Raw genomic sequence first — 15,337 nt, 5'->3', positions numbered from 1 at the left:
GTTAAGCTAGAACTTCTTTTGCTGTATTCACTACATTTTCTACAGTGAAACCAAACATTTCGAACAATTGGTCTGCTGGCGCAGATTCACCGAATGTTGTCATACCGACGATGCGACCTTCGAAGCCAACGTACTTGTACCAGAAGTCTGCAATACCTGCTTCTACAGCAACACGTGCAGTCACGTCTGAAGGCAGCACAGATTCACGGTAAGCCGCGTCTTGCTTGTCGAAAGTATCAGTAGCTGGCATTGAAACCACGCGTACTTTCTTACCTTCAGCGGTTAGTTGTTCTGCCGCTTTCACAGCTAGCTCAACTTCTGAACCAGTCGCGATTAGGATTAGCTCAGGCTTACCATCGCTGTCTTTCAGGATGTAACCACCTTTTGCGATGTCTGCAACTTGTTCAGCAGTACGCTCTTGTTGTGCTAGGTTTTGACGAGAGAAGATAAGTGCTGATGGACCATCTTTACGTTCAATTGCTAGTTTCCAAGCTACCGCAGACTCAACTTGGTCACATGGACGCCATGTGCTCATGTTTGGAGTCAGGCGTAGAGACGCGATTTGCTCAACTGGTTGGTGAGTTGGACCATCTTCGCCAAGACCGATAGAGTCGTGCGTGTAAACTTGGATGTTCTGAACTTTCATCAGAGCAGCCATACGCATTGCATTACGTGCGTATTCCATGAACATTAGGAATGTCGCGCCGTAAGGAACGAAACCACCGTGTAGTGCGATACCGTTCATGATTGCAGTCATACCGAATTCACGTACACCGTAGTGGATGTAGTTACCAGAGAAGTCGTTCGCTTCTAGAGATTTAGAACCAGACCACATAGTAAGGTTAGAAGGCGCTAGGTCAGCAGAGCCGCCCATGAATTCTGGAAGCATTTGACCAAACGCTTCTAGTGCGTTTTGAGATGCTTTACGTGATGCGATGTTCGCTGGGTTTGCTTGAAGGTCAGCAATGATTTGGTTTGCTTTCTCTTCCCACTGTGCAGGTAGGTCACCGTTTACGCGGCGTTTGAATTCAGCTGCCAGCTCAGGGTGCGCTGCTTCATAAGCTGCAAATTTCTCGTCCCACGCAGCTTCCTTAGCTGCGCCTGCTTCTTTCGCTGACCATTCTGCGTAGACTTCCTGCGGAATTTCAAAAGGACCGTGCTCCCAACCTAGTTCTTTACGTGTTGCTGCAATTTCTTCAGCACCTAGTGGCGCACCGTGACAGTCGTGTGAACCAGATTTGTTTGGAGAACCAAAACCGATGATAGTTTTAGTACAGATAAGCGTAGGGCGTGGATCTGCTTTTGCCGCTTCGATTGCTGCGTTGATTGCTTCTGCATCGTGACCATCTACAGCAGGGATTACGTGCCAGCCGTACGATTCAAAACGCTTAGGTGTATCGTCAGAGAACCAACCTTCAACGTGACCGTCGATAGAGATGCCGTTGTCATCCCAGAATGCGATCAGTTTACCAAGGCCTAGTGTACCAGCAAGAGAACATGCCTCGTGCGAGATGCCTTCCATCAGACAGCCGTCACCCATGAACACGTAAGTGAAGTGGTCAACGATGTCGTGGCCTTCTTTGTTGAACTGAGCCGCTAGTGCTTTCTCAGCCATTGCCATACCAACAGCATTAGTGATGCCTTGACCTAGAGGGCCTGTTGTTGTCTCGATACCAGGTGCGTAACCGTACTCTGGGTGACCAGGAGTCTTAGAGTGAAGCTGACGGAAGTTCTTCAGATCGTCGATAGATAGCTCGTAGCCTGCAAGGTGCAGTAGAGAGTAGATGAGCATAGAGCCGTGGCCGTTAGACAGTACGAAACGGTCGCGATCAGCCCACTCTGGGTTTGATGGGTTGTGGTTTAGGTGAGAGCGCCAAAGAACTTCAGCGATGTCAGCCATACCCATAGGTGCACCTGGGTGACCAGAGTTAGCTTGTTGAACACCGTCCATGCTTAGTGCACGGATTGCATTAGCTAGATATTTACGATCCATAGTAGTTACTTCTCGATATTTGATTTAAATAGAGGGAACTCGTCGGAACAAGTTCAAATAGAATTTTCTGAATAAAGCGCTGATGCTAAAAGCGAGTAGGCTGGCTACTCGCTTTTGGTAAGCAATTAAAGCTTAGCTGCGATCATGTCTTCTAGTTTGCCTTGGTCTACCGCGAAGTTACGGATACCTTCAGCTACTTTCTCAACAGCCATTGCGTCTAGGTTGTGCTCCCATAGGAACTCAGCGTGAGACATTGGAGCTGGACGCTCTTTAGAACCTTTAGAATCAACCAGTTTCTCTACAACTTCGCCTTCAGCAGCTTCTAGCTCAGCAAGAAGAGCAGGAGCGATAGTTAGACGGTCACAGCCAGCAAGTTCTAGGATCTCGCCGATGTTACGGAAGCTTGCGCCCATAACAACAGTGTTGTAACCGTAGTCTTTGTAGTAGTTGTAGATGTCTGTTACTGAGATTACACCTGGATCTTCTGAAGCTTCAAAGTCACGACCTTCTTTCGCTTTGTACCAGTCCATGATGCGGCCAACGAATGGCGAGATTAGGAATACGCCTGCTTCAGCACATGCACGAGCCTGAGCGAATGAGAATAGAAGCGTTAGGTTACAGTTGATGCCTTCTTTCTCTAGGATCTCTGCAGCGCGGATACCTTCCCAAGTAGAAGCCAGTTTGATTAGGATGCGGTCGTTAGTGATGCCTGCGTCGTTGTACATTTTTACAAGCTGGCGAGCTTTAGCAACGCTGCCTTCTGTGTCGTAAGAAAGACGAGCATCTACTTCTGTAGAGATACGGCCAGGGATAGTTTTTAGGATCTCTTTACCGATGTTTACTGCAAGCATGTCACAAGTGTCTTGTACTTGTTGTGCTTTGTCGTTGCTTTGTGCTTTTGCGTATTCGATAGAAGCGTCGATTAGAGGTGCGTACTCTTCGATTTGAGCCGCTTTTAGGATAAGAGATGGGTTCGTTGTTGCATCTTCAGGTTGGTACTTTTTGATTGCGTCAATTTCACCAGTGTCCGCTACTACAGTTGTTAGTTTACGAAGTTGCTCTAACTTGTTGCTCATAATCGATCATCCTATATAAATGGGCTTAAGTGTGGTTTTCAATACCACAGCTTGTGCATTTGCAAGCGTGTCGGCTAATCGTCTCATCATATTTAACGAGACATCTGCTCAGCCAACTACGGAAAATTTCGGTACCGAACATTTGCTATGAACATTTGATCGGTAGCTGAGTAAATGATGAATCCATATTTATCCTATCCATGCTGAAAGTCAATCGCCGAAACCGACTTTAAGTGAAGTTCATCAACGTTTTTTTGCTGTGTGTTCAGAGCATGGCCGAAATAAACGTTTGCCCTTATTGTTCAAGGCTTGAGCAGTGCTGATATTAATAAAATCACGCAGTGAGAAAATGTCATTGCAGTGAGCAAATGTCGCAGTAAAATTGGAGGGTAACATATGCTAAGTCAATGAGCGGATGCTCACCAATGCATATAATGTCGATCCTCTAAAAGGGCGAGAAAAACCATGAGCAGTTCTAACCAAGATATTTCTATTGAAAGCACAGACTTACTAACGGAAATTTCCGTTGCTTATTATCAAGATGGTGCAACACAGGAAGAGATATCCAGAAAATTTTCCATTTCTCGTGCCAAAGTAGGGCGAATGCTCAAGCAGGCACGTGATGAAGGGATTGTTGAAATCACAGTAAAGTACCATCCAGTGTTCAGCGCCAAGATCGAGCAACGCTTGATTGACCGCTTTGGTGTGAAACGTGCGCTGGTGGCATTGGATCAGCCCAATGAAGAAGCGCAGCGCCTTCAAGTGTCAGGTTTGGTCTCTAACTATCTCACTAGCACGCTCAAGAACGGCATGGTAGTAACGGTTGGGCAAGGGCGTAACGTATCTTCCGTGGCTCACCACATTGGTGTTATTACGCCGCGTGATTGTAAGTTTGTGTGTGGTATCGGCGGGATCCACCCACGTGGCGGTATGTTTAACGCCGACCACATTTGCCGACAGTTTGCTAAGAAATATGGCGGAACCTCCGAAACCCTTTATGCACCAGCTTACGCTGAAAACCGAGAGCAGAAAATTGCCTTCATGCAAAATGCTACGGTTAAACAAACGCTCGATCTTGCACGTAAAGCAGATGTAGCCCTTGTCGGTATAGGCGATATGAGTGAAAACAGCTATATGGTCGACCTTGGATGGTTCACTCCAGATGAAGTGGTGCAATCTCGTTTAATGCAAGGTGTCGTCGGGGATTTTGCTGGCTACGACTTCTTTGATATCCATGGCAACGTCGCAAACACCGTGATGAGTGACCGAGTAATCGGTTTAGGTATCGAAGAGTTTAGACCGATTGCAGAAGTGATTGCGATTGCGGCGGAAAACAGTAAGCCACTCGCACTATTAGGTGCTTTAAGAACTGGGGCGATAGATGTTATTGCAACCAGCGTTAGTAATGCACTGACGGTTCTTAACTTGGATGAGCAGATGCATGGCAACAGCACATCAGAGGTTTAGCACAAATAATATGCAAACTATGTAATCAGGCTGCGAGGATTTATAAATGACTCGCAGCCTGATTTCGTTTCCAAGTTAAAAATAATCCTCAGGAGTAGTTTGTAGTTAATTAATCTGGAGGAAATTATGAAAAAGGCACTTCTCGCAGCTGCACTATTTACGGGGTTAACAGGCATGGCGCAAGCCGAGCAAAAAGTCGTGGCAGGCTATTTTGCTGACTGGCAGTACGCTAACGCAGATAACCCATATACGGTAAAAGACATTCCAGCTAATAACCTGACTCATATTATCTACGCGTTTTTGAGCATGTGTGGTCCTCATACTGGCGCGTCAGAAACCATACAAAAACTGGTCGCAAAACAGTGTGAAGGTAAAGAACCGTATAGCGCGATTCTGGTTGATACCGAGGCGGCACTCGAAAAAGACTTTGGTCCTGTTTCTGTTGATGTGCCATATAAAGGCCACTTCGCTCAACTCGCCGAGCTTAAGAAGCAACACCCTGACCTAAAAATTCTCCCTTCTTTTGGTGGCTGGACCATGTCAGAGCCTTTCCACGCGATGGCTAAAAACCAGCAAGCCATGGATCAGTTCTCTAAAACGGCTGTCGAGTTGATTGCAAAGTACGATTTCTTTGATGGTATAGATTTGGATTGGGAATACCCAGGTGGCGGCGGCTTAACGACTTCGCCTTGGAATCCAGATACCAAGCTTACGGATGAGCAGAAAGCTTTAGAGCGCGACGCTTTCACTTACCTCGTTAAAACCATGCGTGGTGATCTAGATGCTCTAGCGAAACAGACCAAGCGAGAGTATGAGCTTTCAACAGCGGTGGGTGTCGGTCCAAAAGCCGCGGGCATTGACTGGAAAGCTGCCCAGCCTTACTTAACCAATATGTTTGCTATGACGTATGACTTCCTTGGCGGCTGGGGACAACAAACAGGGCACACAACAAACTTGCATGCCACGGACCGCAGTTGGTGGGGCATGGGCGCTGACGTGTTCATTAATCAAATGATTGAGCTGGGTATTCCGAGTGAAAAGTTAGTCATTGGTGCTGCGTTTTATGGTCGTGGTTGGCAAGGAACTAAAGACTTCTCTGGTGACCTACCAACGCAAGACCTAGTTTCTGAACAAGGCGCGCAGTTCGGTACTGGTGAGAATGGCTACTTCATGTTCTGGGACCTTATGAAGAACTACAGCGAAAAACAAGGTTACCAATATAAGTACGATGAACAGTCTCAAGCCCCTTACTTATGGAACCCAGACAAGAAAGTGTTCATCTCATTTGAAGATAAACGTTCTATCAAAGCCAAAGCAGATTGGGCGAAGCAAACTAATCTTGGCGGTATCTTTACGTGGGAGTTATCAGGTGACCCGAAAGGCGAGCTTGTTGAAGTCATGTATCAGGAAATGCAAAACTAGAACAGTGCTTCAAGCCGAGCAGAAGCTGCCTATATGGCGGCTTCTTTTGTTTTTTGGTTTTGCATTACATAGCTCTCTAACTCATCAATTGGTATTGGTTTTGAAAAAAGATACCCTTGATACAAATCGCACCCACATTGGGTTAGTTTTTCTTGCTGTTTTAAGGTTTCGACGCCTTCGGCGAGTACAGTCATACCAAAGTTTTTGCCAATATCGATGATGTTTTTTGCCATGTTGAGGGCTTTCTCATCAGTTTCAATGTTGTCGATGAAGCTTTTGTCAATTTTCAGCTCATCAATTGGCAAGGCTTTAAGCATACTCAAAGAGGAGTAACCTGTACCAAAGTCGTCAAGCGATATTTGGAAACCCATCAGGTGTAATTGCTGACAGATTGGTGAAAACTTATCTAGATCTTCAATAAATAAGTTTTCTGTAATCTCAAGCGTTATAACGTGACTAGATACATTGTGAGCATTAAGTGTTGATACTAGGTGTTCAATAAAGTCTCTTTGTAGAAATTGTTTGACCGATATATTTACCGATATGCGGATTGGCTGCTCTACATTTGCGTATAAGCTGGCGATATCTTCGATGCTTTTTTCTAGAATCAGTCTGCCTAATCTAACCATTAACCCAGAGCTTTCGGCAACTGGGATAAACTCATTTGGTGGTACAAAGCCTAATTCATGGTCAATCCAGCGCACCAACGCTTCTGCTCCATACACTTTACCTTGTTTACACAGTTGCGGTTGGTAAACCATAAAGATATCTCGATGCTCAACCGCAATACGTAGGCGTTGCTCAATTCTCATTTTTCTTAGGTGTTGAGCCTGCATCTCTTCATTAAAAAGGCAGTATGCGTTTCTTTCTTGCTTCGCTTTGTACATGGCAATATCGGAAGAAAGCAACAAAGCGTCTAAATCTTTTCCGTGCTCAGGATAGTGAGAAACCCCGATGCTGCAACTCAACAAGAATTGGTTGTCTGTAATAGCATAAGGTTGCGATAAAGCCATAATTAGTTCGCGAGCAAATTGCTGCAATTGCTCTTCATCTATCGCTTTGGTCAAAATAATGAACTCATCACTGGCCTCTCGAACGATCAGGTGTCTGTGAGAGTCAAAATGTTTGAGTCGTCTGGCTATTTGCTTCAAAACAAGATCGCCAAACTCATGGCCATGCGTATCGTTGACTGATTTGAAGTTATCCATATCAACAAACAAGAGAGCAAATGGCTCGGCTTTGCCGTCTGTCCATTTGTGAATATTATCCCTTAAGTATTCTCTATTAGGCAGGGCTGTTAATGTGTCGTGAGTCGCCTGAAAATAGAGTTGTTGTCTAGTCGCCAATTCATTGCTCGCAATGGACTTAACCAGTGCATAGAAACTCGCTTGAATAAAGATGAAAACCAAGAAATATAGCGAAAATTGTTCTAGAAATGTGCTTTGAATATAACTCAGGCTAGTGGACGAAATTGCCCATAAAGAGTAGTCGGGTAGATATTTTAGTGTGATTAGCTTGTCTACTTTTGGATCGGAGCTAACGATATTGTATGTCTTATTTGATGTTCTAACTTGCTCCGGGGTTAAGCCTAGCTCCTTTTCGAATAAAGATTTTAGAATTTTTTGGTTCGAGGTCGTTACTGGTTGTTGATAGTTTCTGTAAGAAGCTCCTGCTGAAGAAGTAAACATGAGGTAGCCGTCCTCACGTATTAGGCTCACTTGATTATGTTGATGGGCATGAACATCACTTCGAAAAACCAGTGTGGAGTTCATTTTCAATCCTGCCGTCATGACGGCAAGTGTATTACCTCTGCTATCTCGAATGGCTTTTCTTATTGGAATAACCAAAGAGTCCAGCGCTGGCATAAAGTAGGTTCTGCCAAGGATCATTCTATCGGAGCCTAAAGCTTCAATGAATGTATCTCTTGTTACAGGATCTTGCTTAAGGTTATGTAGTTTGGATAAGTTTAAGTTTGAACTAACCGCAAGAAAGTCACCATTAGGGTTTGCCAGACCGAACCCTGCAATTACAGGGTGAATATTCAATAGGTTGTCTAAAATTGGGCGAATTTGCAGTGCCGCTGTGCGAGTAAAATCATTTTGGCTAACAAGCTGGTACCCAACAACTTCAAGTAATGATTCCTGCCCTTTTAAAAGCGATTCAACAGAGTTGGAAAAAAGTTCAAGCTGGAGCAGTTGCTTGTCTTTGTACTTGTTTAGATTTGATTCGTAATGATAATGGCCAAATAGAAGGAATAATCCGATACTGGCTGCTAGCAGTATTAGGTAAAGAGTCCAAATATTTTTCTTAATTCCAGCCATACATTACTTCTTAGTTATCTTATTCGCATTTAATTGGCAGTGAGGTGTCTGCGCCCCATTCTGTCCATGACCCATCGTATATGGAGAGGCTACGAAACCCTATTTCGTGAGCAGCAAGCAATAGAATGCATGCAGTTACGCCAGACCCACAACTGAACACCAGTGGCTTATCAGCATCTAAATCTAAATCCGCATATGCATCTCTAAGATCTTCAAGCGGTTTAAAAGCCCCATTATTGAGTAGGCGACCAAACGGCAAATTTATTGAATATGGTATGTGACCACTACGTAAACCTTCTCTTGGTTCAGGCACTTCCCCATAAAAACGAGCTTTAGATCGCGCGTCTAGAATATTGGCAGATTGATCTGTTGAAAATTTGAGTACCTCTGCAGCGGAGATAAATGCAGATGCGTTGTTTTTGGCCAAAAAACTTCCACCACCTTGCGGTTCATTAAGTTTTTCAACGGTTTCAAACCCTGCTTCAATCCAAGCGGGTAAACCTCCGTTCAACACTAATACATTTGTTGCCCCCATCGCGGATAACATCCACCATGCTCGAGGTGACGCGAGTGTTCCTGAGTTGTCATAAACAACGATACAATCGCTGTTATTTAGCCCTAGCGCTCGAGCTTTTTTTTGAAATACCGTTACGCTGGGCATCATATGAGGTAGGTCTGAATCGAGTGCACAAAACTCATGGTCATAATCAAATCGTATTGAGCCAGCTATCCATTGGTCGGTTATTTTTGGTGCTTCTGAAGGTATCTGGAATGTGATGCTCGCATCTAGGAGTTTTACCGATCTGGTTTCCATTAACTCTTTAAGTTGTATTGCTGAAATCAGATTACTCATTTTGTGAACCTATCTTTTTTACGGGGCAGTGAGATTATATGAATGTATTCGTAACTATTCGTATCGGCAGCTTAGAAACTTGAAATGCGTAGCAGAAATTAGTGTAGACGTTACTTCGAATGAGGCATTGGCACCTACAGGGCAGTCTGAGGATGGTGGTACAGATACTCTTTGCTGACCATATTGTTCGGATCGCACAACTAAGTATCGCCTGTGACCGTCGAGAGATTGCGTCAAAGTATTACTTTCTACCGTCATCGTTACTATACTTTGCTCACTTTCTGACTTGCTAAGCAGTAAAAACACTAGCAATACAACGGTTAATCCCAGAAACGAATAAATGTATATCTTTGCGTTATCCATTTACGTCCTTGCTTTTTTAACACCTATTTGTTTTACAATAAAAAAAGCACACTATCAAAGAGATAATGCGCTCCAGTTCAATATTTGAACAATTTAAAGTGCCCAGTTTGTTTCTTCTTTAGTAATGACTTTCTGTAGTGGTTGAGTTTGGTCGAGCAACCAAATTTCTACTAATAACTGTCCTTGGCTATCTGATGTTGAATACCTAAGTTTGGTGGCTCCTTGGTTGAGTGAAGCAGATGCAATAACACTGTTGTAGTCTGCTATATAGCGGTCTGAACCATCACTCTTAAAGTTTGTGTAGATAGTTAAATGAGCTCTTTTAGTCGAATAGTTGCTAATGTCTACCCTTAACGTCCCCTTAACCACTGGGTTATAGTCAAATCCATCAGGCACTTCAAGTTCGTGCATTGTAGGTGCCTTCACAGGAGTTGGCGTAGTCGGTGGTGTTGAGCTACCACCACTGTCACCGCCGCCACATGCGGCCAGTAATAGGATAGTATTTAGAGCAAAATAACGTTTCATATTACGGCCTCCTATGGCGTATAACATTTGCTTGCTTGAGGGAGTTGATGCCAACTTGTTGATTGGGTTCCTCCTGATTCTGCATAACCTGCAAATGAGGGGTAGGCTTCAACAAGATCGACGGTTTCTAGAGGCCATTGCCAGCTTTCTACAATGAGTAGTGCCCAGGGGAGGTTGTTGGCTGTTTTAAAGTAGGTACCTGTAGAAGGGTTGCTAGCATCTACGCCAATGCCGAACAAGTTGTTTCCATCAAACTTTTCTGTAGGGCTTTGATCGGCGAGGTGTACTTCCCACTTACGCCCGGGCTGAAAAGTAATCCCATCTCCGTGATATGTGTTTGGTGTTGCGAATATGAAAGGGTCATACGGCATAGCCTGCAGGCTACTGGTATCCACATCATCATTTAGGTAGATATCTAAAGTGAACGAGAATGTTGTATTATCGTTGCATCCTTCTTGTGTTCGGAAGAACTTACAACTGGATGAAGCATAGTCACTTAAGTTTTCGTGAATAATAAAAATTGCTTCACTGGCGTCATTTTCTAAACCGTTACTGTCTTGAATAACGTCATTGTAAGAGAGCGTTGAGATGGATGAGTTAATATCACTTCTAGATATTCCTGGCAGTCGAAACGCAAAACCGTTGCTATAACTTGCGCCATACGCAGCCAAATCCCCAACAATCTTAATGTTTTTTACTTCGCCGCTTAAACTGGTTTCCTTGATATTAAATTTCATAACGAGATCATTCATATCGTAGTCTGCGGTATACGGCCAGTTATCTTCATAAGCAACAGTCGCGTAGCCACTTGCACTTGGAAAATGCTGAATAGAGTAACCGTTATTGGTAATCGTAATGGGATGATCTTCTACCTCGCCAGATGTCGAACCTCCATCGTAGTTGAGCCCAGTTTGTTGGCTAAAGCGGAAACGGCTCCAACTGTTACCAGCAGTGGCGGTCATGGATACAGTAAATGGCAAGACATTGTTGCCTGGTGATAGAAGCTGGTCAGTGAATACATGTTCGTTTTCATCATCAAAATCACCATCACGATTCCAATCGAACCAAGCGTTCAAATAACCGGAAGTTGACGCGTTCACTGTCACTACAGATCCGACGCCTGGATCAAGAGCGAAGACAAAACCCACACCATCTTCATCTGCAATGCCGACCTTGTTATCGCCTGAAGGTGCGACTTGACCATCAGCGTCGCCGTCTGGCCCTAAAGGGCCCAACCAAGTTACGCCGTCCACTTCGTGGCGGGGGCCATTCGAAGCAAGCGTTGTACTGTAACTATCGGGTGCGTCACCAAAATCGATAGGATCGTCTTCATCAATAACAGGGGCATTTGCACATCGTGCACCATCATTCTGACTTGAGCTTGGTCCGTTTGATACAAACTCAACTGCAGGAACGATACCCGCTGCGATATTGGCTGCGTTGCCTTCCGAAAGGTCAACGCGATAGATTTTGCCATCTTGGTTGCGTGACACGTAATAGTTACCATTTACGTCGAAGTAGCCAGCACCAAATGTGCCTAACTCGCCGGTGTCACCTATCGCAGTCGTACTACCATCCGATGGGTTGAACTGGTATAGAACTCCAGAGTTATTGTCGATGCCGTAAAGGGAACCGTCGCCTGGATGGAATGCAAAGTCGGTTAGGTTCACAGTCGCTGTAGAGCTAATTTTCACGATGCTCAATGTCGCATTTGGATCAGAATCGAGCGGAGAAAGGTCAATAGAAAAAAGTCCTTTGCCTTTGCGGTACAAGTAGTAAACGTGGTTGTAAACGTCACCTACGTAAAATGTGTGGCTTGTTGGCAGGCCTGAAACATCAAGCGTCTCTGCTTGGAAGTCTTGACCAAGACGAACAATCTTTTTGTTTGTGGTGTCGTAGCCGTAGATATAACGGTCGGTGAAGTTAAAGCCAACACCGTTGATGCCCGAAGCCAAACCTGTGTCGTCCTCTAAAAGAGTCGTTGAACCTGTAACCAAATTGACGCCATAGATTTGAACGGGGGTTGATTGAAATAGGTATGCTTTGCTTGGGCATGTGTCAAATGGCGCCGCTTGTGCATAAGCGCTCACTATTAGAGACCCAAGTAGTAGTGATGTCCTTTCCATAATTCGCCCTCTCATTGGTTTGTGATATATGCAATGAAAGGAATGTGCCATGTTTTAAAGTTATGATTTTAAACGAATTGTTTTTGAAGTGAGAAGGGGTTTTATTTATGATTGTCAAAATGAGAAAAAGCCCAACTCGGTGTTGGGCTTTTTGGGAGTGATTTGAAGTGTATACCCAAGCATCTTGGGGTGACTTGGGTATAGAACTAACCGCAAACCGGACAGGTTGGCATTTTCATCAGATTCATTTCTCGCCAAGACATGCTGAGCGCATCCAAAATCAGGATTTTACCTTTTTTTGGTTGCCCGTAGTTAGCAATCACTTTAATCGCTTCCATCGCTTGGACTGCACCGACAATACCGACAACAGGCGCCATTACTCCAGCTTCAACGCAACTTAGTGCACCGCTGCCAAACAAGGCACTCAGGCACTGATAACATGGTTGCGCTGGGTCATCGTAAGTAAACACGCTTACTTGCCCCTCCATGCGAATGGCCGCACCTGAAATCAGCGGTGTTTTGGTCGCAAAACATAGGCGGTTAAGTTGATTGCGCGTATCGACGTTATCTGATGCATCGACAACAATAGTGTGTTGCTTAATTAGGCTCTCTAACGCTGTATCATCAAGACGTTTTGCGATGGTATCTACAATGATGTGCGGGTTAAGCTCGCGCAGTGCATCGGCCGCCGAGTCTACTTTCTTACGACCAATATCCGCATCGTGATGCAGCACTTGGCGCTGAAGGTTAGACAACTCGACGATATCATCATCAATCAGCGTGATTTTACCGACACCAGCAGTGGCCAAATATTGGCTTGATGCACAACCTAAGCCGCCAGCACCAAGCATCAATACTGACGCTTGTTTGAGCGCCTCTTGCCCTTCAAAGTCAAATTGACGAAGAATGATCTGGCGGTTGTAACGCAGCATTTCCTGATCGGAAAGAATATCCACAACGATTTCCTAGTATAGGGTTGAGTTGAATAGTTGGATCTGAACCGTTTCACCTACTTCAACACGGCCGCGCTCACGCTCTAACACAACAAAACAGTTCGCTAGGCTCATGGAGCGGAATGCGCCAGAGCTTTGGTTACCGGTTGTTTCAACTACAAACTTGCCATCTTCCAATGTGTAGATACCACGTTGGTAATCGGTACGACCTGGCGCTTTCTTAAAGGCGGTTTTGGTTGTTGCAGGAATAGACTCAGGTGCTTTCAATTCTGTATGGCCTGCAAGTTTTGCCAGCATTGGTTGAACAAGTACGTACATGGTAAGTACAGCAGAAACAGGGTTACCCGGCAGGCCACAGAACCAAGCAGTACTTAGCTTGCCAAATGCGAAAGGTTTACCCGGCTTGATTGCTAGCTTCCAGAAGCCAATTTCACCAAGCTCTTCAAGAATGTCCTTGGTGTAATCCGCTTCGCCGACGCTAACACCACCAGAGGTAACAACGACATCAGCCAACGTTTGCGCTTGTTCAAAAGTTGCTTTCAGAGTCTCTGGGCAATCTGGAATGATGCCAAGATCAATCGCCTCACAACCGAAGTTCTCGATAAGCGGCTTAATACCGTAACGGTTGCTGTCGTAGATCTGACCTTCGTCTAATGGTTCGCCTAGTGGTTTAAGTTCATCACCAGTAGAGAAGAAAGCAACTTTCGGTTTACGCACTACCGTCACATGGCTTACACCAAGAGACGCAATCATCGGAATATCGCGAGGTGTTAAACGCGCACCTTGTGCAAGCACGATGTCGCCCTGCTTGATGTCGTCACCTGTTGGGCGGATGTTGTTTTGCAGTTTCACATCAGTTTGGTTGAACTGAATGCCAGCATCCGTGACTTCTGTGTTTTCTTGCATGATAACGGCGTCGCAACCTTCAGGGATTTTGGCGCCAGTCATGATACGAACACAAGTGCCTTGTGGCCATTCACCTTCAAAAGGTTGTCCTGCAAATGATTTACCTGCTAGAGGCAATACAGAAGACGACTCAAGATCTTGAATGCGAATTGCGTAACCATCCATTGCTGAGTTATCGAATGGCGGTACGTGAATAGGAGACAAGATGTCTTCCGCCAGTACAAAACCGAGTGCTTCAGCAAGTGGAAGAGAAAGCGTAGTTTGGATAGGTTTGATTCGCGATAGCATTTTGTCCATCGCTTCTTCAATTGGCATCAAGCCAGGTGCGTCGCAGCAGCCCATTGAGAAAATCCTGTGTTCTTTTGTTTTGTGGCAACTTTACCATAAAAAGGGGACTGAGTAAGAATGTCCACCTATAAAATATGGGTGTAATTATTCAAAAATCCGAGTATCCTTGTCAGCCATCCGAAAGGGGTAAAAAACCTGCGGAGCTCAAGAAAATCAGCTCAGTACCTACATTTGATGTGCCTTGGTGTGAAGACACGAACTGAGCAGCGCAAAGCGAAAAGTATGAATGCAATTTTGATTGGGTTCGTATCAAAGCGGAAGTAACAAAAGAGGAAGTGGAATGTCAGGTCTTAGCGAGTCAGCGAAGTTAGTAAAAGAAGCGCTAGAGCAACGCGGTTTGGAAACGCCAATGCGTCCAAACAACGTAAGTCGTGAAGAGAAGAAAGAGAAGATCGAGCACCATATGCGTGAGATCTTAGGTCTACTTCAACTTGACCTTACTGACGATAGTTTAGAGGAAACGCCGCATCGTATCGCTAAGATGTACGTGGACGAAATCTTCTCTGGTCTGGATTACTCCAACTTCCCTAAAATTACTGTGATCGAAAACAAGATGAACGTAAGTGAGATGGTTCGTGTGAAAGACATCACGGTGACCAGTACCTGTGAGCACCACCTTGTGACGATCGATGGCAAAGCTGCCGTAGCGTACATCCCGCGTGGTAAAATCATTGGTTTATCGAAGATCAACCGTATTGTTCGCTTCTTCGCGCAGCGTCCACAAGTGCAAGAGCGTATGACTCAGCAAATTCTTGTAGCACTTCAAACGTTACTTGAGTCCGATGATGTGGCAGTGACGATCGACGCAACCCACTACTGTGTGAAATCTCGCGGTGTGATGGATGCAACTAGCGAAACGACAACAACAGCATTGGGCGGTATTTTCAAAAGCAACCCAGCGACACGTGCTGAGTTTCTCCACGGTTTACGTTAAGTAACTAAGCAAGTTTCTAAGAGGATGGCAAACGCCATCCTTAATTATAT

The 15,337-nt window shown here is 44.9% G+C and carries 11 protein-coding genes; 3 read left to right on the top strand and 8 right to left on the bottom strand.

Features of this window, described 5'->3' with window-relative positions:
• Position 1: 1 nt before the first annotated feature.
• Together tkt and tal are read right to left on the bottom strand one after the other, a co-directional pair.
• Positions 2-1,993 (bottom strand): transketolase, encoded by a 1,992-nt coding sequence (tkt, locus tag KIV41_RS13105; protein ID WP_252042549.1) that lies wholly within the window; start codon positions 1,991-1,993, stop codon positions 2-4.
• A gap of 125 nt (positions 1,994-2,118) precedes the next feature.
• Entirely contained in the window at positions 2,119-3,069 is a 951-nt protein-coding gene (tal, locus tag KIV41_RS13100; protein WP_005425862.1) for a transaldolase, read from the bottom strand.
• Positions 3,070-3,534: 465 nt separating this feature from the next.
• Here tal and KIV41_RS13095 point away from each other — a divergent pair, with 465 nt between their 5' ends.
• Positions 3,535-4,536: a sugar-binding transcriptional regulator gene (locus KIV41_RS13095; RefSeq protein WP_005435602.1), complete on the top strand. Its 1,002-nt coding sequence runs from the start codon at positions 3,535-3,537 to the stop codon at positions 4,534-4,536.
• Positions 4,537-4,662: 126 nt separating this feature from the next.
• Positions 4,663-5,958 carry a glycoside hydrolase family 18 protein gene (locus KIV41_RS13090; RefSeq protein WP_252042550.1) on the top strand — a complete coding sequence of 432 codons (1,296 nt, stop codon included), beginning with the start codon at positions 4,663-4,665 and terminating at the stop codon, positions 5,956-5,958.
• 29 nt (positions 5,959-5,987) lie between these two features.
• Here KIV41_RS13090 and KIV41_RS13085 read toward each other — a convergent pair whose 3' ends face one another.
• The 6 genes from KIV41_RS13085 to moeA all read right to left on the bottom strand — a co-directional run bounded on the left by KIV41_RS13085 (position 5,988) and on the right by moeA (position 14,347).
• Positions 5,988-8,279 (bottom strand): EAL domain-containing protein, encoded by a 2,292-nt coding sequence (locus tag KIV41_RS13085; RefSeq protein WP_252042552.1) that lies wholly within the window; start codon positions 8,277-8,279, stop codon positions 5,988-5,990.
• Positions 8,280-8,298: 19 nt separating this feature from the next.
• On the bottom strand, positions 8,299-9,132 hold the full coding sequence (locus KIV41_RS13080) for a sulfurtransferase (RefSeq protein ID WP_252042553.1): 834 nt from the start codon (positions 9,130-9,132) through the stop codon (positions 8,299-8,301).
• Between the two features lie 456 nt (positions 9,133-9,588).
• On the bottom strand, positions 9,589-10,020 hold the full coding sequence (locus KIV41_RS13075) for a hypothetical protein (RefSeq protein WP_252042554.1): 432 nt from the start codon (positions 10,018-10,020) through the stop codon (positions 9,589-9,591).
• An 11-nt stretch (positions 10,021-10,031) separates the two neighbouring features.
• Positions 10,032-12,146 (bottom strand): LruC domain-containing protein, encoded by a 2,115-nt coding sequence (locus tag KIV41_RS13070; protein ID WP_045394493.1) that lies wholly within the window; start codon positions 12,144-12,146, stop codon positions 10,032-10,034.
• Between the two features lie 206 nt (positions 12,147-12,352).
• The gene (moeB, locus tag KIV41_RS13065) at positions 12,353-13,102 is read right to left on the bottom strand and encodes a molybdopterin-synthase adenylyltransferase MoeB (protein WP_252042555.1); all 750 of its coding nucleotides are present in this window, start codon (positions 13,100-13,102) and stop codon (positions 12,353-12,355) included.
• Between the two features lie 9 nt (positions 13,103-13,111).
• Entirely contained in the window at positions 13,112-14,347 is a 1,236-nt protein-coding gene (moeA, locus tag KIV41_RS13060; protein ID WP_252042556.1) for a molybdopterin molybdotransferase MoeA, read from the bottom strand.
• A 286-nt stretch (positions 14,348-14,633) separates the two neighbouring features.
• Between moeA and folE the strand changes: the two genes are divergently transcribed.
• Positions 14,634-15,287: a GTP cyclohydrolase I FolE gene (gene folE / locus KIV41_RS13055; protein WP_005373478.1), complete on the top strand. Its 654-nt coding sequence runs from the start codon at positions 14,634-14,636 to the stop codon at positions 15,285-15,287.
• The last annotated feature ends 50 nt before the right edge of the window (positions 15,288-15,337 follow it).

Origin of the sequence: Vibrio sp. D401a (genome assembly GCF_030248515.1) — a bacterium.
GTDB classification, from domain to species: domain Bacteria; phylum Pseudomonadota; class Gammaproteobacteria; order Enterobacterales; family Vibrionaceae; genus Vibrio; species Vibrio rotiferianus.
This window is presented reverse-complemented; position numbering and strand designations above follow the sequence as displayed.